General features: G+C 60.0%; 20 protein-coding genes and 1 pseudogene. 10 read left to right on the top strand and 11 right to left on the bottom strand.

Going from position 1 to position 18,240, the window contains the following annotated elements; all coding sequences use genetic code 11:
* Positions 1–85: 85 nt before the first annotated feature.
* A pseudogene (locus tag FHT82_RS23040) lies at positions 86–541 on the top strand (copper chaperone PCu(A)C); the annotation flags it as partial.
* Positions 542–606: 65 nt separating this feature from the next.
* Here the strand turns inward: FHT82_RS23040 and FHT82_RS23045 are convergent.
* Positions 607–870: a hypothetical protein gene (locus FHT82_RS23045; protein ID WP_183734986.1), complete on the bottom strand. Its 264-nt coding sequence runs from the start codon at positions 868–870 to the stop codon at positions 607–609.
* Between the two features lie 310 nt (positions 871–1,180).
* Between FHT82_RS23045 and FHT82_RS23050 the strand changes: the two genes are divergently transcribed.
* The 6 genes from FHT82_RS23050 to FHT82_RS23075 all read left to right on the top strand — a co-directional run bounded on the left by FHT82_RS23050 (position 1,181) and on the right by FHT82_RS23075 (position 6,290).
* Positions 1,181–2,173, top strand: coding sequence for an RluA family pseudouridine synthase (locus FHT82_RS23050; RefSeq protein ID WP_183734987.1), 993 nt, complete (start codon positions 1,181–1,183; stop codon positions 2,171–2,173).
* Positions 2,170–2,823 (top strand): HAD-IA family hydrolase, encoded by a 654-nt coding sequence (locus FHT82_RS23055; protein ID WP_183734988.1) that lies wholly within the window; start codon positions 2,170–2,172, stop codon positions 2,821–2,823. Before FHT82_RS23050 ends, FHT82_RS23055 begins: the two co-directional genes overlap by 4 nt.
* Positions 2,824–2,832: 9 nt before the next feature.
* On the top strand, positions 2,833–3,618 hold the full coding sequence (locus FHT82_RS23060) for an ATP12 family chaperone protein (protein WP_183734989.1): 786 nt from the start codon (positions 2,833–2,835) through the stop codon (positions 3,616–3,618).
* A 69-nt stretch (positions 3,619–3,687) separates the two neighbouring features.
* Positions 3,688–4,140 carry a hypothetical protein gene (locus FHT82_RS23065; RefSeq protein ID WP_183734990.1) on the top strand — a complete coding sequence of 151 codons (453 nt, stop codon included), beginning with the start codon at positions 3,688–3,690 and terminating at the stop codon, positions 4,138–4,140.
* 93 nt (positions 4,141–4,233) lie between these two features.
* Positions 4,234–5,766 carry an acyl-CoA carboxylase subunit beta gene (locus FHT82_RS23070; protein ID WP_183734991.1) on the top strand — a complete coding sequence of 511 codons (1,533 nt, stop codon included), beginning with the start codon at positions 4,234–4,236 and terminating at the stop codon, positions 5,764–5,766.
* A gap of 128 nt (positions 5,767–5,894) precedes the next feature.
* Positions 5,895–6,290 carry a DoxX family protein gene (locus tag FHT82_RS23075; RefSeq protein WP_183734992.1) on the top strand — a complete coding sequence of 132 codons (396 nt, stop codon included), beginning with the start codon at positions 5,895–5,897 and terminating at the stop codon, positions 6,288–6,290.
* A 111-nt stretch (positions 6,291–6,401) separates the two neighbouring features.
* Here FHT82_RS23075 and sugE read toward each other — a convergent pair whose 3' ends face one another.
* The 7 genes from sugE to FHT82_RS23110 all read right to left on the bottom strand — a co-directional run bounded on the left by sugE (position 6,402) and on the right by FHT82_RS23110 (position 12,884).
* Positions 6,402–6,716: a quaternary ammonium compound efflux SMR transporter SugE gene (gene sugE, locus FHT82_RS23080; RefSeq protein WP_183735106.1), complete on the bottom strand. Its 315-nt coding sequence runs from the start codon at positions 6,714–6,716 to the stop codon at positions 6,402–6,404.
* 162 nt (positions 6,717–6,878) lie between these two features.
* On the bottom strand, positions 6,879–7,325 hold the full coding sequence (locus FHT82_RS23085) for a YaiI/YqxD family protein (RefSeq protein WP_183734993.1): 447 nt from the start codon (positions 7,323–7,325) through the stop codon (positions 6,879–6,881).
* Between the two features lie 10 nt (positions 7,326–7,335).
* Positions 7,336–7,809, bottom strand: a complete 474-nt coding sequence (locus FHT82_RS23090) for a GNAT family N-acetyltransferase (RefSeq protein ID WP_183734994.1) — start codon at positions 7,807–7,809, stop codon at positions 7,336–7,338.
* Positions 7,809–8,936 (bottom strand): S-(hydroxymethyl)glutathione dehydrogenase/class III alcohol dehydrogenase, encoded by a 1,128-nt coding sequence (locus tag FHT82_RS23095; protein ID WP_183734995.1) that lies wholly within the window; start codon positions 8,934–8,936, stop codon positions 7,809–7,811. Before FHT82_RS23095 ends, FHT82_RS23090 begins: the two co-directional genes overlap by 1 nt.
* A gap of 128 nt (positions 8,937–9,064) precedes the next feature.
* Positions 9,065–11,074 carry an acetyl/propionyl/methylcrotonyl-CoA carboxylase subunit alpha gene (locus tag FHT82_RS23100; RefSeq protein WP_183734996.1) on the bottom strand — a complete coding sequence of 670 codons (2,010 nt, stop codon included), beginning with the start codon at positions 11,072–11,074 and terminating at the stop codon, positions 9,065–9,067.
* Positions 11,075–11,155: 81 nt separating this feature from the next.
* Positions 11,156–11,860 carry a hypothetical protein gene (locus FHT82_RS23105; RefSeq protein ID WP_183734997.1) on the bottom strand — a complete coding sequence of 235 codons (705 nt, stop codon included), beginning with the start codon at positions 11,858–11,860 and terminating at the stop codon, positions 11,156–11,158.
* A gap of 97 nt (positions 11,861–11,957) precedes the next feature.
* Positions 11,958–12,884: a DMT family transporter gene (locus tag FHT82_RS23110; RefSeq protein ID WP_183734998.1), complete on the bottom strand. Its 927-nt coding sequence runs from the start codon at positions 12,882–12,884 to the stop codon at positions 11,958–11,960.
* Positions 12,885–13,034: 150 nt separating this feature from the next.
* Here FHT82_RS23110 and FHT82_RS23115 point away from each other — a divergent pair, with 150 nt between their 5' ends.
* Positions 13,035–13,322, top strand: a complete 288-nt coding sequence (locus FHT82_RS23115) for a transposase family protein (protein WP_183734999.1) — start codon at positions 13,035–13,037, stop codon at positions 13,320–13,322.
* Positions 13,323–13,343: 21 nt separating this feature from the next.
* Complete coding sequence (locus tag FHT82_RS23120) at positions 13,344–13,874, top strand: ISAs1 family transposase (RefSeq protein ID WP_183735000.1); 531 nt, start codon at positions 13,344–13,346, stop codon at positions 13,872–13,874.
* A gap of 77 nt (positions 13,875–13,951) precedes the next feature.
* On the opposite strand, the gene FHT82_RS23125 is transcribed toward FHT82_RS23120, so the two are convergent.
* From FHT82_RS23125 to FHT82_RS23135, 3 genes are all read right to left on the bottom strand, one after another.
* The gene (locus FHT82_RS23125; RefSeq protein WP_183735001.1) at positions 13,952–14,323 is read right to left on the bottom strand and encodes a response regulator; all 372 of its coding nucleotides are present in this window, start codon (positions 14,321–14,323) and stop codon (positions 13,952–13,954) included.
* A gap of 81 nt (positions 14,324–14,404) precedes the next feature.
* On the bottom strand, positions 14,405–15,049 hold the full coding sequence (locus tag FHT82_RS23130) for a response regulator transcription factor (RefSeq protein WP_183735002.1): 645 nt from the start codon (positions 15,047–15,049) through the stop codon (positions 14,405–14,407).
* Positions 15,046–16,938 carry a sensor histidine kinase gene (locus tag FHT82_RS23135; protein WP_183735003.1) on the bottom strand — a complete coding sequence of 631 codons (1,893 nt, stop codon included), beginning with the start codon at positions 16,936–16,938 and terminating at the stop codon, positions 15,046–15,048. Before FHT82_RS23135 ends, FHT82_RS23130 begins: the two co-directional genes overlap by 4 nt.
* 199 nt (positions 16,939–17,137) lie before the next feature.
* Here FHT82_RS23135 and FHT82_RS23140 point away from each other — a divergent pair, with 199 nt between their 5' ends.
* Positions 17,138–18,148: an HAD family hydrolase gene (locus FHT82_RS23140; protein ID WP_183735004.1), complete on the top strand. Its 1,011-nt coding sequence runs from the start codon at positions 17,138–17,140 to the stop codon at positions 18,146–18,148.
* The last annotated feature ends 92 nt before the right edge of the window (positions 18,149–18,240 follow it).

Genomic DNA, 18,240 nt, shown 5'->3' on the forward strand with positions numbered 1-18,240 from the left:
GAGATAATCGATGAACATTGTCAGGACGTTTGGTTTTACAGCCCTCCTTTGTGCCTGCGGCTTTGCCGGATCAGCACTCGCCCAGGACCATCAGCACATGCAGGGCATGGACATGAGCGGCATGGGCTCCATGAACATGGCCGTCGGCGGTGAGGTGGTGAAGGCCGGCGATCTCGAAATTTCCGGCGGATTCGCCAAGGCGATGCTGCCCGGCCAGCCCGTGGGCAGCGGCTTCTTCACCGTCAGGAACACTGGTTCAGCCGACGACCGCTTGGTTTCGGTCACGTCGCCGACATCGGGCGAAGTGCAGATCCACGAAATGGCCATGCAGGGCAACGTCATGAAGATGCGTCAGCTCAAGGACGGGATCGCCATTCCCGCCGGCCAGACCGTCGAGCTTGCGCCCGGCAATCTGCATCTGATGTTCCAGAAGGTGAAGACGCCGTTCAAGCAGGGGGACAAGGTGCCGGTCACGCTGACCTTCGAAAAGGCCGGCAAGATCGATCTGGTGCTGAATGTTCTGTCGGCACAGGGCAAATAAGCGCTGAAAAACAAAAAGCCCGCGACAATGCGCGGGCTTTGCTCCTCCCAGCAAAAACCTGGATCTCAGACATCCTCGTAAGACTGCAGGGCCTGCTTCAAGCCGGCCTGCGGCTGGCGAAAGCCCTTGGTCATGAGATCAAGCGCGACTTCCGTATTCTGGATGATGTTGGTGGTTTCTTCCGGATCTTCGCCGCTCGGATTGAGCTGACGTTCCACAATCTTGCGGGCCTCGCGTATGGCCGTGCCGGTCGCCACGCGCTGAGGAATGCGCAGGGTGTCGAAGGCAAGAGCAGCGGTGTTCGCGGATATGGAAACAAGCTGAGTCATGCGCCCGTCATACCGGTACGACCTTCGCATTCGGCTTAAGAAAATCATTCGCATTTTACCGGATGGTAAGAATTCCACAGAGGCGATTGGCATCAGGCTGGAATCGCAACACACCGGACGCATGGTCCAGGTTGTCCTCGGCGCTGTCGGCGGCGCAATCGGTCCGCTTCCGGGATATTATGGCGGCCTCGGCCCGATGCGCGTGCTGCTCTGATTTCGATTCCGATTTCCGTTTTCTGAAAAATGCTCTAAAGGCAGCGGCAAGAGAGGCGCCGGCTTCGATCGCGCCCGTATTTTCCGAAAGAATTCCATGGCAGGCATAGAACACATCAAGGTGGAGCCCGATGAAGCGGGCATGCGGCTCGACCGCTGGTTCAAGATCCACTATCCGGGGCTCGGCTTCGGTCCGCTGCAGAAGCTGCTGCGATCCGGCCAGGTGCGTGTCGATGGCGGCCGCGTCAAGTCGGATGCTCGTATACAGCCCGGCCAGATGGTGCGTGTGCCGCCGCTCGACGTGGATGCCAAGGTGAAGTCCGGGCCGATCGCCGGCAAGGATCTCAAGCATTCGACCGATTTCGAGCTTCTCTCACGCATGGTGCTGCATCAGGACGAGAAGGTCATCGTCCTCAACAAGCCGCCCGGACTCGCGGTGCAGGGCGGCTCCGGCGTCGCCAGGCATATCGACCAGATGCTCGAAGCATGGACCAGCCCGAAGGGCGAGAAGCCGCGCCTCGTGCACCGCCTCGACCGCGATACGTCGGGCGTGCTCGTCATCGCCCGCACGCGTGGTGCCGCCCAGAAGCTGACGGCCGCCTTCCGCGAGCGCGACACCAAGAAGACCTATTGGGCGCTGGTCAAAGGCGTGCCGCGCAAGCATGAGGACAAGATCTCGACCTGGCTCGTCAAGGAGCCGACGGCCGATGGTGATCGCATGCGCATCGCCAAACACGGCGAGGATGGCGCCGATCATGCGATTTCCTACTATCGCGTGCTGGAGACGGCGGCGCAGAATCTCGCATGGCTGGAGATGGAGCCCTATACCGGGCGTACCCACCAGCTGCGCGTCCATGCGCTGCATATCGGCCACCCGATCATCGGCGATCCCAAATATTTCGACGAGGATCCGAATTGGGATTTTCCCGGCGGCATCCAGAAGCGGCTGCATCTGCACGCGCGCCATATCGATATCCCGCACCCCTCGGGCGGGCGCCTGCGCGTCAGCGCACCACTGCCGCCGCATATGGTGCAAACCTGGAACCTTCTCGGTCTCGACCTTGCCGGCGCTGAAAGGGACAGCGAATGAAACTCGCGCTTTTTGATTGCGACGGCACGCTGGTCGACAGCGCCGGGCTGATCCACGAAACGATGCGCCGCACCTTCGATAAGTTCGGCAAGCCGGAGCCTCGATTCGAAGACACCAAGGCCATCATCGGCCTGACCCTCGATATCGCCATCGCGCGCATGCAGGGCAAGCCGCATGTCGAGCAGGAAGATATCGACATGACTGCGCATTACAAATCGCTGTTTACGGTCGTGCGACAGGATCTCGATTACCGGGAGCCGCTGTTTGCCGGCATTCGTGAGATGATCGATGCGCTCAGCGGGCGCGAGGATCTGCTGATCGGCGCGGTGACGGGCAAATCCAGGCGCGGGCTGAAGCTCGTCATGGAGACGCACGGCTTCGACAAACATTTCGTCGTCGCACGTACCGCCGACGACTGCCCCTCCAAGCCGCATCCGGCTATGGTGAGCGAGTGCTGCGACGAAACCGGCATGAATGCGGCCGATGCCATTGTCATTGGTGATGCGATCTACGATATGCAGATGGCAAAGGCTGCCGGCGCCAAGGCGATCGGCGTTGCCTGGGGCTATGCCAGCGTGGATGAGCTGATCGCCAACGGCGCCGATGCGATCGCCTATCATCCGAACGAGATATTGCGCCATTTTTCCTGAGGTGAGCCCATGCGCGATCTGCTGAACGACCTTTCCGAAGGCCTGAGCCATCCCGATCCCATCCGCCGCGCGCAGATCCAGATGAAGAAGCCTCTGCCGAAGCGCTTCTACCAGACGGTTTCCGTCGAGCCGATTGAAGATGGCTTCGCCATTACGCTCGATGGCAAGGCCGTGCGGACGCCGGCCCGGCAAGTGCTGGCGCTGCCGAATGAGGTGCTGGCAAGGCTTGTCGCCGCCGAATGGGACGCGCAGACCGAGGTGATCGATCCGTCGCGGATGCCGGTGACGCGCCTCGTCAACACGGCGATCGACGGCGTCGCCACCGACACGCAGGCTGTCTTCGAAGACATCCTGCGGTTCTCCTCCAGCGACCTGCTGTGCTACCGCGCCGATGATCCGGAAAAGCTGGTCGAGCGACAGAGAGAGCGCTGGGACCCGGTACTCGACTGGGCGGCTGCCGATCTCGGCGCGCGCTTCATTCTCATCGAGGGCGTGATGCATCACGAACAGCCGCGCGAGGCGATCGCCGCCTTCGGTTCGGCGCTGCGCCGGCATGACAGTGCACTGGAGCTGGCAACTCTCCATACGGTGACGACGCTGACCGGTTCGGCGCTCCTGGCGCTTGCCATCGCCGAAGACCAGATCACGCCCGATGAAGCCTGGTCGCTCGCCCATCTCGACGAAGACTGGACCATCGAACACTGGGGGAGCGACGAGGAAGCCGAACAGCGCCGCGCCAAGCGTTTTGAGGATTTCAAGGCAGCGACCGATGTTTTTTTCGCGCTAAGGGCCTGAATCATATTGCCTTCATGGCCTTTATGACGAAATCTGCGACTCTGGACGGGGTTTTTGCGGGAATTTGGAATGAACTGGCTGAGGTCGAGATTTTGCCTGATAGCGCTTGTTTGCGTGGCGCTGACGGCCTGTGCCAGCCTCATGCCGAAGAAGCAGGAAAAGCCTGTCTATGACGTGCGCAGTGCCGTCGTGCTGTCAGGCACGACCATGTCGGGGGAACTGCTCTCCGGCATCAGTGATCGCGTCAACGCCGCCATTCGCGCGACGGTCCGCACAACGGAATTGCCGCGCGTGGTGCTGACGATCCGCATCGTTTCCGTCACGAAGGGTCTCGGCTTCCAGAAAGACCGCAACGTCGCAAAGGTCAGCGTCGATGCCGCCTCCGTGGAGGATGGATCGGTCATCGCCGTCACCTCCTTCGAAGTCACAAGCATGACCGCCGACCCGAAGCTCGCCGACGACATTCTGGCGGAAGATATCGCAGCGCGCGTACGCTCCGCCTTTGCACTCAGCGGGCGATAGTTCTGACGCAATTCCGAACGGAAAACCGTTTCACGGTTTTGCTGGAATTGTCCTAACTGCCATACAAACCGCGGCAAGCGGCGAGGGGAGATCATGAAGGATATTCTGGAAGAGCTCGAACGCCGCCGTGGCATCGCCCGTCTCGGCGGCGGACAGATGCGCATCGACGCGCAGCACCAGCGCGGCAAGCTGACGGCGCGCGAACGCATCGACCTCTTCCTCGACGAAGGCTCCTTCGAGGAGTTCGACATGTTCGTCGAGCACCGCTCCACCGATTTCGGCATGGACAAGAGCCGCATTGCCGGCGACGGCGTGGTGACCGGCTGGGGCACGGTCAACGGCCGTACCGTCTTCGTCTTCGCCAAGGATTTCACCGTCTTTGGCGGTTCGCTCTCGGAAGCTCATGCCGAGAAGATCATCAAGGTGCAGGATATGGCGCTGAAGAACCGCGCGCCTATTATCGGCATCTACGATGCGGGCGGCGCTCGTATTCAGGAGGGTGTTGCGGCACTCGGCGGTTATGCCGAGGTCTTCCAGCGCAATGTGCTGGCCTCAGGCGTCATTCCGCAGATCTCGGTCATCATGGGGCCATGCGCCGGCGGCGACGTCTATTCACCCGCCATGACCGATTTCATCTTCATGGTGCGCGATACGTCCTACATGTTCGTGACTGGTCCCGACGTCGTGAAGACCGTCACCAACGAGACCGTGACGGCGGAAGAGCTCGGCGGCGCGAGCGTGCATACGACGCGCTCGTCGATTGCCGACGGCGCCTATGACAATGATGTCGATACGCTCAGCCAAGTGCGCCGGCTCATCGATTTCCTGCCGCAGTCGAACACATCGCCGGTGCCTGAGATCGAATGTTACCAATCGGTGACCGATACCGACAATTCGCTGGACACGCTGATCCCAGCGAATGCCAACAAGCCCTACGACATCAAGGAATTGATCCAGAAGGTGGCGGACGAGGGGGATTTCTTCGAGATCCAGGCGAGCTTTGCCAAGAACATCGTCTGCGCATTCGGGCGCATCGAGGGCTCGACGGTGGGTTTCGTCGCCAACCAGCCGATGGTACTGGCCGGCGTGCTTGACAGCGATGCCTCACGCAAGGCGGCGCGTTTCGTGCGCTTCTGCGACTGCTTCAACATTCCGATCGTCACCTTCGTCGATGTGCCGGGTTTCCTGCCGGGCACGGCGCAGGAGTATGGCGGGCTCATCAAGCATGGCGCCAAGCTGCTCTTTGCCTATGCCGAGGCGACGGTGCCGAAGCTGACCGTCATTACCCGCAAGGCCTTCGGCGGCGCCTATGACGTGATGGCATCGAAACATCTGCGCGGCGATCTCAACTATGCCTGGCCGACGGCGCAGATCGCCGTCATGGGCGCCAAGGGGGCGGTGGAGATCATCTTCCGCAAGGACATCGCCGATCCCGAAAAGATTGCCGCGCATACGAAGATGTACGAGGACCGCTTCCTGTCGCCGTTCGTCGCAGCCGAGCGCGGCTATATTGATGAGGTGATCATGCCGCATTCGACGCGGCGGCGGCTGGCGCGAGGCCTGAGGATGCTGAAGAACAAGGATCTCAGCAATCCCTGGAAGAAGCACGACAACATCCCGCTGTGATCGAATAAAAGAGGCCCGTCAGGTGTTTATCCACTGTCGAAGTTGTGAACGCCCGTCAGCAATCCGTGTCTTCAATCCCTGTTAGAGACGCGGTAACGCTCGGCGGCACACCCTTAAGGAGAGTCTTTATGTCAACTTTCGAGCGTCTGTCTGCCTACCGCCCCTATGGTCTGGCCGCTCTCAGAATCATGACCGCGCTTCTGTTCATCGAGCACGGCACGATGAAGCTTTTCGGCTTCCCGGCCGCGCAGGGCGATGGCCCGCTTTCGACGCTGTCCCTGATTGCGGCACTGCTGGAAACCTTCGGCGGCATTCTCATCCTCATCGGCTTTGCGACGCGGCCGGTGGCCTTCCTGCTGGCGGGTGAAATGGCGATCGCCTATTTCATGGCGCATATGCCGCACAGCTTCTTCCCGGCTCTCAACCAGGGCGACGCCGCGATCCTGTTCTGCTTCATCTTCCTCTACCTGTTCTTTGCCGGTGCCGGCGCATGGTCCGTCGACAACAGAAACGCGACTGCGTAGATTCAGAGAGGTAGAGCGTCCTTTGTGCGTCCGAATGAACGCACGGCGCTCTAACAAAAAGGCTGCGGGTTTATCGCCCGCAGCCTCTTCTTCATTTGAGATATTTCTATTTCAGGCCGTCAGCTTGAGGCCGGCAATGCCGGCGACGATCAGCGTAATGCAGATCAGGCGCGAGGCGCTTGCCGCATCGCCCAGAAGCCAGACGCCGAGCAGCACAGTGCCGACCGTGCCGATACCGGTCCAGATCGCATAAGCCGTGCCGATCGGCAGGCTTTTGACGGCAAGACCGAGCAGGATGACACTCACCACCATGGAAATGACCGTAAGGATCGTCGGCATCGGGCGGGTGAAGCCATCGGTATATTTCAGACCAATTGCCCAGCCGCATTCAAAAAGGCCAGCGAGAAAAAGCAGAAACCAGGCCATCATACTCTCCTTGTCAAGAGCGAGGCCGTCCCCGCGACTTTTGCGACCGGGCAAACCCGAGCGCCGCAGTCGTCTGCGTCACATTCGATATGGACGAGGGAACGGCTGACTTCAAGTTAGGAATTGGCATAGCTGCCATGCCACCCGATTCCGGAGCGGCAATCAGGCGTTCTTCGCGCGGCGGCAGAGACGATCGAAGGTTTCGAGGAAACGCGAACGATCCTTGGGGCTGAAAGCCGCATTGTAGCCCTTGCTCTCGCCGGTCTCGCGCAGATGGGCGCCGAGATCGCGCATGGCGCTTGCCATGCCGATATTGGTTTCATCGAAGACGCGACCGGTCGGGCCAGTGACAAAGGAGCCCTTGGCGACGCAACGGACCGCAAGCGGCACGTCGGCAGTGACGACGACATCCGTTGGGCCGGTATTGTCGGCAATCCAATTGTCGGCAGCGTCGAAGGCGGCGTTGGAGACGATGACGTTGCGCACCATCGGATCGCGGGACGGGCGAAGGCCCGAATTGGCGACGAAGGTCACTTCCATGCCGAGGCGTTCGGCCACTTTCAGGATTTCAGGTTTGACGGGGCAGGCATCCGCATCGACATAGATCATGGCGATATCCTCACGCCGGCTGGGTGGCCGGCTGGCGGACCATGTCGATATGGGGAATGCCGTCTTCCAGATATTCCTCCGAGGTTTTCACGAAACCGAAGGATTCGTAGAAGCGGCGCAGATGCGCCTGCGCCGACAAGGCAATGGGATTTTCCGGATAAAGCCGCTCGCAGACGACGATCGATTCCGTCATCAGCGCATCGCCTAGCCGCTTGCCCCGGTGGGTGGGCGAGACGACGACGCGGCCGATCTTTACCGGATCCTGCGCGCTGTATGGCTTCAGGACCCGCGTCGAGCCGAGTAGTTCGCCGTCATCCAGCAGCCGCAGATGCAGGGCGTCGATGTCCTTGCCGTCCAGTTCAGGGTAGGGGCAGTTCTGCTCGACGACGAAGACGTCGACACGCATCCTCAGGAGATCGTAGAGCTCCCGCGCGGAGAGCTCGTCGAGACCCTTGAGGTCGACCTTGTAAGCAATTGCGCCCATCAATAGACCACGACGCCGCGGATGCTTTCACCCTTATGCATGAGATCGAAGCCCTTGTTGATGTCTTCGAGCGGCATGGTGTGGGTGATCATCGGGTCGATCTGGATCTTGCCCTCCATGTACCAGTCGACGATCTTCGGTACGTCGGTGCGGCCACGAGCGCCGCCGAAGGCCGTGCCCATCCAGTTACGGCCGGTGACCAGCTGGAAGGGACGCGTCGAAATCTCCTGGCCGGCGCCGGCAACGCCGATGATGATGGACTTGCCCCAGCCGCGGTGGCTGGATTCCAGCGCCTGGCGCATGACCTTGGTGTTGCCGGTGCAGTCGAAGGTGTAATCGGCGCCGCCGATCAGGTCGCCATGGCGCTTCGTCATGTTGACGAGGTAAGGCACGATGTCGTCGCCGACCTCCTTCGGATTGACGAAATGCGTCATGCCGAACTTCTCGCCCCATGCCTTGCGGTCGGTGTTGATATCGACACCGATGATCATGTCGGCACCGGCAAGGCGCAGGCCCTGCAGAACATTGAGACCGATGCCGCCGAGACCGAAGACGATGGCGGTCGAGCCGATCTCGACCTTGGCGGTATTGATGACGGCGCCGATGCCGGTCGTGACGCCGCAGCCGATGTAGCAGACCTTGTCGAAGGGGGCGTCGGGATTGATCTTGGCCAGCGCGATTTCCGGCAGAACGGTGAAGTTCGCGAAGGTCGAGCAGCCCATGTAATGGTGGATCTTGTCCTTGCCGATCGAGAAGCGCGAGGTGCCATCGGGCATCACGCCCTGGCCTTGGGTCGCGCGGATCGAGGTGCAGAGATTGGTCTTGCGCGAGGTGCAGGAATAGCACTCGCGGCATTCCGGCGTGTAGAGCGGAATGACGTGGTCACCCTTCTTCACCGAGGTGACGCCGGGGCCGACGTCGACGACGATGCCGGCGCCTTCATGGCCGAGGATCGCCGGGAAGAGGCCTTCCGGATCGGCACCGGAGAGGGTGAAGTCATCGGTGTGGCAGATGCCCGTCGCCTTGACCTCGATCAGCACTTCGCCGGCCTTGGGGCCTTCCAGCTGAACGGTCATGACCTCAAGGGGTTTTCCTGCCTGAACGGCAACGGCGGCGCGAACATCCATCTTCCATCTCCTCGTGATTTGCGAGCGCGACTCTTGCACGCCCGACAAGGGTGGCTCAAGCGGAAAAAGACCTTGAGCGCTTTCTGAAAATCGGCTTTGCCTAGCGCCTTCTGAACATCGGCTTCGCCTCAGGCGAATTCCATAATGACGGCATCGACCGCGAGGCTTTCGCCGGGAGCGGCCTTGATCTTGCCGACGACGAGGTCACGCTCGGCGCGCAGCACGTTTTCCATCTTCATGGCTTCGACGACGGCAAGCGTTTCGCCCGCCTTGACCTCCTGGCCCTCAGATACGGCAATCGAGACGACGAGACCGGGCATGGGGCAGAGCAGCAGCTTGGACGTATCAGGCGGCAGCTTGACGGGCATCAGGCGGTCAAGCTCGGCATGGCGGGGCGTAAAGACGCGCGCCTTGACCGACAGACCCTGCCAATCGATGCGCAGGCCATTCAGGATCGGGCGGATCTGCGCCGTCACCGGACGGCTGGCGATCCTGCCGCGCCAGACCGGATCGCCCGGTCTCCAATCGGTGACAATTGTTTCCGTTCGGCCGCCGACTTCCATTTCCATTTCAAAGGGAATGGTGACGAGGCCATCGATAAGTTTAACCGGCACATAGCTGCTACCGAGCTTGACGACCCATTCTTCGCGCAGCGGGCCGGTCGGATGGCGCAGGCGATCGGCGAAGCCTTCGCGCCTGATGGTATCGATCAGGGAAGCAGATAGGGCGATCGCGGCGAGGGCTGCCTCTTCCGAGGCGTCGGGTGCCATTGGTGCGAAACCGTCTGGATATTCCTCCGATATGAAGCCGGTGGAGAGACGGCCTTCGCGCCAGCGCGGATGTTTCATCAGCGCCGACAGGAAGGGAACATTATGCTCGATGCCATCGACGACGAAAGCGTCGAGCGCCTGTCCCATGGCCTCCACCGCCTGCAGCCGGCTCGGCGCCCAGGTGCAGAGCTTGGCGATCATCGGGTCGTAGTACATGGAGATTTCGGCACCTTCGAAGACGCCGGTATCATTGCGGATGATCACATCGCCGTTGCGGCCTTCCGCCGGCGGGCGGTAGCGCGTCAGGCGGCCGATCGAGGGCAGGAAGTTGCGGTAGGGATCTTCGGCATAGAGGCGGCTTTCGACCGCCCAGCCGTTCAGCTTGATGTCCTTCTGGGCGAAGGGCAGCTTTTCGCCGGCGGCGACACGGATCATCTGCTCGACGAGGTCGATGCCGGTCACGAGTTCCGTTACAGGATGCTCTACCTGCAGGCGGGTGTTCATTTCGAGGAAATAGAAATTGCGATCACGGTCGACGATGAACTCCACCGTGCCGGCGCTCTGATAGTCGACGGCCTTTGCCAACGCCACCGACTGTTCGCCCATGGCGGCCCGAGTCTTCTCGTCGAGGAAAGGCGAGGGTGCCTCTTCGGCAACCTTTTGGTTCCGGCGCTGGATCGAGCATTCGCGCTCGCCGAGATAGACGACATTGCCGTGGGCGTCCGCCAGCACCTGGATTTCGATATGACGCGGATCGACCACATATTTTTCGATAAACACGCGGTCGTCACCGAAGGAGCTTTTGGCTTCCGAGCGGGCGCGGTCGAAACCGTCGCGCACTTCCGCTTGCGTCCAGGCAATGCGCATGCCCTTGCCGCCACCGCCGGCCGATGCCTTGATCATCACGGGATAGCCGATCTCGGCTGCGATCTTTTCGGCATGTGCGGCATCTTCGATCACACCAAGATAGCCGGGTACCGTCGAAACCTTGGCAGCGTTGGCGAATTTCTTCGATTCGATCTTGTCGCCCATTGCCATGATGGCCTTGGGCTTCGGGCCGATGAAGATAATGCCTTGCTCTTCCAGCGCCTCGCAGAAGGAGGCGCGTTCCGACAGGAAGCCATAGCCGGGGTGCACGGCTTCAGCACCGGTCTCCTTGCAGGCAGCAATGATCTTCTCGGCGACGAGATAGCTTTCGGCTGCCGGAGCAGGGCCGACATGGACGGCCTCATCGGCCATTTCGACATGCAGGGCATCCCGATCGGCATCCGAATAGACCGCAACGGTGGAAATGCCCATACGGCGCGCGGTTTTGATCACGCGGCAGGCAATCTCGCCGCGATTCGCGATCAGGATTTTCTTGAACATCGAGACTCCACCCAGGAAATGCGTTCCTGAGTTTTACGCATAAAAAGCCGGAACGCACAATCGGGCTGAGGAATCGGCAGATCAGGCAACGGCAGCTTCGACGACCGGCTCTTCATCGATGATGCGCAGCCAACGGCTCCGTCTGGGTTCGGCAAAGTCCCTGAGTTCGACGGCAGCCATGATCTCGCCCCAGCGCTGGTGATTGGCGCCGGGCTGGGTTGCTGCCTCGATACGCTGCAGGACTCCGTATTCCACCGGAGAAACGCCGATGATACCGCCTTCGCTGACGCCTCTCAGAATCCGCATGACATAGTCGACGTCCTGGCGCGTGATGCTTCCACGGGCGGTGGCGCGGGTCAGCTTGTAGCCACCAATATCCTCTGACAGCGCCAGGCGGAGCTGGTCGAGCGCCAGAGCCCGCAGCTCATCGGGAACATAGGCGCTGAGTTCCATGACATGCAGGATGAGCTCGAGCTCGAGCGCGGAATTGACGACGCCGTCGGTCGTGAACATGCGCATGATCCAAGCGACATTGATCTCGTCCAGCGATGCCTGCGGATAGGTATAATCGACGATGAAGCCTGCCAGCTGTTCAACGAAGAACGTGTTCCATTCGGCGCATTTTTCGGGGCAGGAACTATTGAGCGCCAACATCACCACGACATGATCGGATGTCCGGATTCCCTCCGGAAAGGTATGTTTGCGCAGCAGGACAATGTCTTCGGCCGTCAGCCGATGCTTCCCGGCGACGACGCACGCCGGAAAAGCGAGACGGAACTCACTCATGTTTTATCTCCAGACTTCATCATGAAGTCGGAAATGGTTTTATCGATGCCGAATTGAAGATCCCTCAAGAAGGACGGTTAACCCCCGATGCGGCATTTCATGCGGATTTTAATGATCGCACCTGCAAGCGCTCGCGCCAGATGATGAAAAGCCCCGATGCGACGATGATGGCGATGCCGATCCATTTGGAAACATTCGGAAAATCGCCGAAGAGGGCATAGCCGAGCACGGTCGCCGAAATGATCTCGAAATATTGGAACGGCGCCAGCAGCGACAGCGGCGCCAGGCGAAAAGCCTTAACAACCAGCATGTGCGCATAGCCTGAGATCGTGCCGAGGATCAGCAGCAGGACGAGGCCAAGCCAGGAGGCGGGCAGGGAGGGCGTGAAGTCGGCACTGCCGAGGCTGCTTCCGACAAACATTGCGCCCGCCATGAAGATCGTGCCGCCGATGCCGGACATGGTCTGCATCGTCAGCGGCGAATCCGCCTCGCCGATGGCGCGATTAAGGAAAAGATAAAGTGAGAAGAGGAAGGCGCAGAAGACCGGCAGTAGCGCCTTCAGGCCGAAGATCTCGTAGCTCGGCTGAATGACGATCATGGCACCGCCAAAACCAACGACGATCGCCATCCAACGACGCCAGCCGACCTTGTCTCCCAGGAACAGCGCCGAAAGCGCCGTCAGCATGAAGGGCTCGACGAAATAGATGGCGAAGACGTCGGCGAGCGGCATGTATTTGACCGCGACGAAGAAGAGCAGGCTGGCCGCACCATGCAGCGCGCCGCGCAACAGGTTCATCCATGGGCGCTTGGCCGACAGCGCCTGTAAGCCGAACATGGCAAAGAGGATCGGCAGGGTGCAGACGAGCTGGAAGAAGAAGCGGTAGAATGTTACCTGTCCGGGCGACATGCTCTCGAAGGTCGCCATATATTTGGCGATCGCATCCATCGTCGGCAGGATGGCCATGGCACCGGCCATGATGGCCATGCCCTGGAGGGGATTCTGGGTGGAGGGAGATTCGGACATGACGGCTGCTTCTTGCGGATGACGTCATCAACCACAGGAAAGCCAGCGGATCAAGGACAGTGCCCAGGGCAATCGGGTGAGTTAACGGCAGACAATGGGTGAAAACTTTGAATCCGTGAGAGGCCTCTGATTCGTATAGGAGGTGTGGTGATGGATTTGCAGCCTACGATTTCGGAAGGGATAGTTTTTCTTTTGTATTTCTCTGAGCTTCCGGACAAGAGGCAAGCTCTGAAGGTGCGCTATCCTCTTGAAGAGGTTCTGCTTCTTTGCCTTGTCGGGATGATCTGCGACTGCAATTACATAAGCGAGATTGCCTGGTTTGGCGAAAAACGGCTGGCGTTTCTTCGCCGCTTCAGCCGCTTTGCCTATGGAACGCCGTGTGAGGATCAACTGGGTGTCATTCTCGCAAGCCTTGATGTGGCGGCGTTCCAGAGCTGATTTGCCCGATGAGTAGCGGAGGTGACCGGCCAGCCAGCCGAGGTCATCGCCATTGATGGCAAGACCTCGCGTCGCTCCGGCACGAAGGGCAACAAGGATGCGCTTCATACGCTCAGTGCGTTCTCGGCGCGGCAGAAACTGGTCCTGGGACGGGTGACGGTCTCGGAGAAATCCAATGAAATCACAGCCATCCCCAAACTGATCGACATGCTTTCGATCCAGGGCGCGGTGGTGACGATCGACGCCATGGGATGCCAGAGAGAGGTCGCCTGCAAAATCATCGACAAGCAAGCCGACTACATTTTGGCGCTGAAGGGCAATCAAGGCACGCTGCATGATGACGTCAAACTGTTTGGAGCCGAACAGATCGAGCGATGCTTCGCCGATTGCCTCCATGACATGCATCGAACCGTGGATGGCGATCACGATCGGATCGAGACGCGCAACGTCCATGTGCTGAGCGATATTGGCTCAGGCTCGCTCCCGGCAAAGATTCCATCAATCTCAAGCGCAAAACCGCAAACTGGGACGACAAATACATCGAGGCCGTAATCCGCGTAAATTAATGCTTCGCTCTCCTTTGGCGTCGAATTTACGAACAACGGGGTCCGTTTCTCTCGATGCGGAACTCACAATCCCACCGACTTTTTGACTGCTTCGATGAGGACGGATCCTGCGAAGGGCTTACGCAAGTATGCGATGCTGCCTGCCTGCTCTGCCTCGGTTTTCAGGCGGTCGTCTTCGAGGGCGGTGATGAAGATCACTGGCAACTTCAATCCAGCCTCTTTCAGCCTGCGCTGCAATTCGATGCCGGACATGCCGCCCAGATCGATATCCAGCACGAGACAGTCGATCGAGGCCTCTGGGTCGCGGCGGAGAAAGGCTTCCGCCGATGCATACTCGATGGCCGGAAAGCCGTAGGCGTTGAGAAGCCGCCTGACGCTTCGACGTAGGCTCGCATCATCATCGACCACGGCGACAGTGCGGCGCAGCTTTCCCACCTCATGCCCCCATGCGTGACAGTACGCGAGATCCGCAGTTGTCGGTTATCGTAGGCGTGTCAGCGGTTGTTTGATATTGCCCTAAGGGGAGGGTCGATCATCCGAGGCCATACCGCGTCCGAGGTCAAGACCGATGTAGGCGGCCATTGAGACAGCCTCCGCCAGCGATCCTACTCCGAGCTTCTCCATGACCTGATGGCGGTGCACCTTCACCGTCCGCTCCGATATGCCAAGGGCGTAGGCGATCTGCTTGTTGAGCTTGCCACGGATGATCAGCTCGAAGACTTCCGCTTCGCGCGCGCTCAAGCTCGCCACCAATGTCCTCAGTTCCTGAACACGCTCGTGCTCGGCCCGCCGCCTCTCATATTGAGCCAACGCGCGCTCGATCGTTTCCATCAGGACCGCCACCGAACTCGGCTTCTCCAAGAAGTCCTGTGCGCCCGCTTTCATTGCGTCGACGCCGGCTTTTATGTCTCCTTCGCCGGTGAGGAAAACGATTGGCAGTAGCGGCGCCAGTTCGCATAACTGGCGCTGTATTTGCAGACCAGATTGACCTGGCATCTGTAGGTCAAGAAGAACGCAGCCCGGCTCGCAGCTTGGAAGGGAGGCGAGAAACTGATCTCCGGATTCATAGGCCGCGACCTTCAGACCATATGCGCAGAGCAGCCGTGCAGTTGCCGTTCGGTAGGATTCGTCGTCGTCTACGAGATGAACGACTGGTTTCATGCGCCTCGCGCCTCCCGTCGGGCGAGAGGCAGGACGACCCGGAAGATGGCGCCGCCTTCAGGCCGGTTGTACGCAGAGATCGTGCCGCCATAGGTCTCGACGATGGCGCGCGATATGGAAAGACCCAACCCCGTCCCTGCGTTCTTGGTCGTATAGAACGGCTCGAAGATGCTGGACAGGCGCTCTTCAGGAATGCCGTTGCCTGTGTCGACAACACAGAGCTCGACCCTCTGCTTCTCAATTCCTGTCGCGAATGTCAGGATCCTTTTGGCGGAATCGGCGTCCATCATGGCGTCCATCGCATTGGTCGCCAGATTGAGGATGACCTGTTGCACATGGACCTTGTCTGCCCGCACCGGCAGCTCGCTCGCCGGCCGATTTGTATTGAGTGTAATGCCTCTGCGCTCGGCATCGCCATGAATGATTCGGATAGCGCTCGACGCGACGTCGTTCAGGTCGAACACCTGCCAATCGATCTCACGTCTCTTTTTGAGCAATCCTCGCATCCGGCCAATGATGTCGCCCGCACGCTGATCGTCGGCCTGGATGTCGAGAAGGATTTGCTGGATCAACTCCCGATCGGGGTTGCCACTTCGAAGGAGCTCGGACGCCGCCTCGGCATTGTTTCGAATTGCCGACAGAGGCTGGTTCAGTTCGTGGGCAATCGACGAAGACAAGGCACCGGCAGTCGCCGACTGGTTGAGGTGAACGGCTTCCAGCAGGTGAAGGCGAGACCGGCTCTCCGCATCCTGGCGACGACGTCGTTCGAGCAACAATGCTACGATGATGCCCGCCTGCATCAGAACGACCCCGAGCACTCCTGTTGCCGCCAGCCAGTGTTCTTCCCACAGGCTCTTCGCTCTGTACATCTTGACAGTCCCCGGAGGAAGATTCCCCTCCGCAAGCCCCCAACGCCGGAGCTGTCGAGCATCTACGATGTTTGTCTGGGGTGCCTGGACATCCGAGACCGGGCGGCCGGCTATGACATCGATGACAAGATTTCCGACGGTCTGCCCCAAAGTATCAAATGTGACGGTATTGCCACCGACGACGCCATGGTCGATGTAGGTCTGGTAGGGGCCATAGACAGGTGCGCTGGCCGTTGCCGCGATCTGCCTGATCGCTTCGCGCGGGATGAAATTCCGCCCCGCCCGATCCTTAAAGACCGTCAACGCCAGGATGATACTGTCGGAGGGGACATGTGCTGCACGTTCGATGAATTCCTCGATCGTCAGATTTTCCAGGTACGTCGTTTCGTATGACTTGGAGAACTCGTCGAGATCTGCGCGCGCCGTCGCCAACCACCCCCGGTCGAACTCCGACGATCCACCGATGATGTAAAGGTGACGGGCATTGGGCTGCAGTCCACGGGCCATTTCGGCTGTCTTCAGAATGTCGAATGTCGTGAACGCCCCGATCACGTCATCCGGAAGATCGATGTTCTCCGCGGTGGAGTTGCCGAAGCCTGCCGCGACTATCTTCGCATTGGGAGCGATCCTTCCGCGGTTTGTCGATATGAAGCTGGCAGACTCCTTCCCGAGGGCGACGATCACATCCGGGCGACGAGCGGCATACTTCTCTGTCAGGTATCGTCCCATGCGTGCGGCATGGTCGGCTTCCGGAAACCTCGCCAGATCAAGAAACTCTGAAAACAGATCGATCTTGCCGTCTGTCGCTTCCAGCAGGCGGCTGCGCAACGCTTCTCCGGCAGCCGTCGTTGCCGCGATCCTCTCATCATAAGGATAAAGTATGAGAACGCGCGGCGGCCGATTGAGGAGTGCGGGCGATGTATCGGGAGTGGTGGCATAGCAGTTCGAAGCCATCAGAAAGAGCGACACCAGCAAGGCGCCAGCGCATCGCAATCGTCCTGCCCCGCTGCCCAAGGCCATTGGTCCACCCCCCAAAGCTTTGCGACGATAACACCTTCTTGGTGTGGTGTCATCCGTTCCAAACACCACTGTTGATTGCCATGGGATCCCGACGATTCCCCAAAGTGCAATATCGGAGGGCGATCACATTCGCTAGAGTTGGGCGGCGCCGGGACGGAGTGCAATTCACCAGGCGCGCGCTCACGTGAGGGTACACTCGATGTTCGTTATCCGCCACCTCATCAAATCGGCACGCGATGTGATTCCGGTTATCATCGCAACACTTTTCCTTGCTGCGCCCGCCTACGCACAGAGCGAGCCCCTTCCGTCCTGGAACGATACCGCGCCCAAGGCGGCTATCGTCGCCTTTATCGAGAAGGTGACCAAGCAGGGCTCGCCCGACTTCGTCCCGGAACCCGAACGCATTGCGGTGTTTGACAATGACGGGACCCTTTGGGTCGAACATCCCATGTACACCCAGCTTGCTTTCGCCTTGGACCGGGTCAAGACGCTCGCTCCGCAACATCCGGAATGGAAGAACGTGCAACCGTTCAAGGCGGTACTCGAAGGTGATATGAAGACGCTTGCCGCTTCGGGTGAAAAAGGCCTCCTGGACCTCATCATGGTCACGCATGCGGGAATGACAAACGACGATTTCCAGAAGATTGTCACCGACTGGCTTTCGACGGCACGCGACCCAAAGTTCAATCGGCCCTACACCGAGCTCGTCTACCAGCCGATGGTCGAACTGCTGTCCTACCTGCGCGCTAACGGTTTCAAGACATTTATCGTGTCGGGTGGCGGCGTGGAGTTCATGCGGCCGTGGACGGAGAAGGTCTACGGCGTCCCGCCGGAGCAGGTCATCGGTTCCTCGATCAAGACCGAGTTCAAGATGCAGGACGACACGCCGACCTTGCACCGTCTGCCGGAAGTCAACTTCATCGATGACAAGGCGGGCAAGCCGGTCGGGATCAACGAGCAGATCGGCCGCCGGCCGATAGCAGCTTTCGGCAACTCCGACGGCGATCTCGAAATGCTGCAGTGGACGACGATGGCCGGCGCGCCGGCGCGGCTTGGGATGCTTGTTCATCACACCGATGCGGAGCGAGAATACGCCTACGATCGCAACACCGAATTCGGCCGCCTCGACAAGGCGCTCGACGCGGCGGCGATCACCGGCTGGACCGTGATCGACATGAAATCCGACTGGAAACAGATCTTCAGGGACTAGAACCGCGCGCCCCTCAGCCGGCGGCGCTTACGACATCAGACTTTAACAACGTTCACCAAAGGTGACGGGCTTTCTGCCCATCCCAACTGGGA

This window comes from Rhizobium sp. BK275, from assembly GCF_014193555.1.
Taxonomy (GTDB): domain Bacteria; phylum Pseudomonadota; class Alphaproteobacteria; order Rhizobiales; family Rhizobiaceae; genus Rhizobium.

Excerpts from the sequence above, each read along its gene's own strand:
- FHT82_RS23070 (WP_183734991.1), top strand. The coding sequence starts at position 4,234 with ATGAAGGATATTCTGGAAGAGCTCGAACGCCGCCGTGGCATCGCCCGT.
- FHT82_RS23100 (WP_183734996.1), bottom strand. The coding sequence starts at position 11,074 with ATGTTCAAGAAAATCCTGATCGCGAATCGCGGCGAGATTGCCTGCCGC.
- FHT82_RS23045 (WP_183734986.1), bottom strand. The coding sequence starts at position 870 with ATGACTCAGCTTGTTTCCATATCCGCGAACACCGCTGCTCTTGCCTTC.
- FHT82_RS23110 (WP_183734998.1), bottom strand. The coding sequence starts at position 12,884 with ATGTCCGAATCTCCCTCCACCCAGAATCCCCTCCAGGGCATGGCCATC.
- FHT82_RS23065 (WP_183734990.1), top strand. The coding sequence starts at position 3,688 with ATGAACTGGCTGAGGTCGAGATTTTGCCTGATAGCGCTTGTTTGCGTG.
- FHT82_RS23060 (WP_183734989.1), top strand. The coding sequence starts at position 2,833 with ATGCGCGATCTGCTGAACGACCTTTCCGAAGGCCTGAGCCATCCCGAT.
- FHT82_RS23135 (WP_183735003.1), bottom strand. The coding sequence starts at position 16,938 with ATGGCCTTGGGCAGCGGGGCAGGACGATTGCGATGCGCTGGCGCCTTG.
- FHT82_RS23090 (WP_183734994.1), bottom strand. The coding sequence starts at position 7,809 with ATGGGCGCAATTGCTTACAAGGTCGACCTCAAGGGTCTCGACGAGCTC.
- FHT82_RS23055 (WP_183734988.1), top strand. The coding sequence starts at position 2,170 with ATGAAACTCGCGCTTTTTGATTGCGACGGCACGCTGGTCGACAGCGCC.
- FHT82_RS23075 (WP_183734992.1), top strand. The coding sequence starts at position 5,895 with ATGTCAACTTTCGAGCGTCTGTCTGCCTACCGCCCCTATGGTCTGGCC.
- FHT82_RS23130 (WP_183735002.1), bottom strand. The coding sequence starts at position 15,049 with ATGAAACCAGTCGTTCATCTCGTAGACGACGACGAATCCTACCGAACG.
- FHT82_RS23115 (WP_183734999.1), top strand. The coding sequence starts at position 13,035 with ATGGATTTGCAGCCTACGATTTCGGAAGGGATAGTTTTTCTTTTGTAT.
- FHT82_RS23085 (WP_183734993.1), bottom strand. The coding sequence starts at position 7,325 with ATGATCTATGTCGATGCGGATGCCTGCCCCGTCAAACCTGAAATCCTG.
- FHT82_RS23095 (WP_183734995.1), bottom strand. The coding sequence starts at position 8,936 with ATGGATGTTCGCGCCGCCGTTGCCGTTCAGGCAGGAAAACCCCTTGAG.
- sugE (WP_183735106.1), bottom strand. The coding sequence starts at position 6,716 with ATGGCCTGGTTTCTGCTTTTTCTCGCTGGCCTTTTTGAATGCGGCTGG.
- FHT82_RS23050 (WP_183734987.1), top strand. The coding sequence starts at position 1,181 with ATGGCAGGCATAGAACACATCAAGGTGGAGCCCGATGAAGCGGGCATG.
- FHT82_RS23140 (WP_183735004.1), top strand. The coding sequence starts at position 17,138 with ATGTTCGTTATCCGCCACCTCATCAAATCGGCACGCGATGTGATTCCG.
- FHT82_RS23105 (WP_183734997.1), bottom strand. The coding sequence starts at position 11,860 with ATGAGTGAGTTCCGTCTCGCTTTTCCGGCGTGCGTCGTCGCCGGGAAG.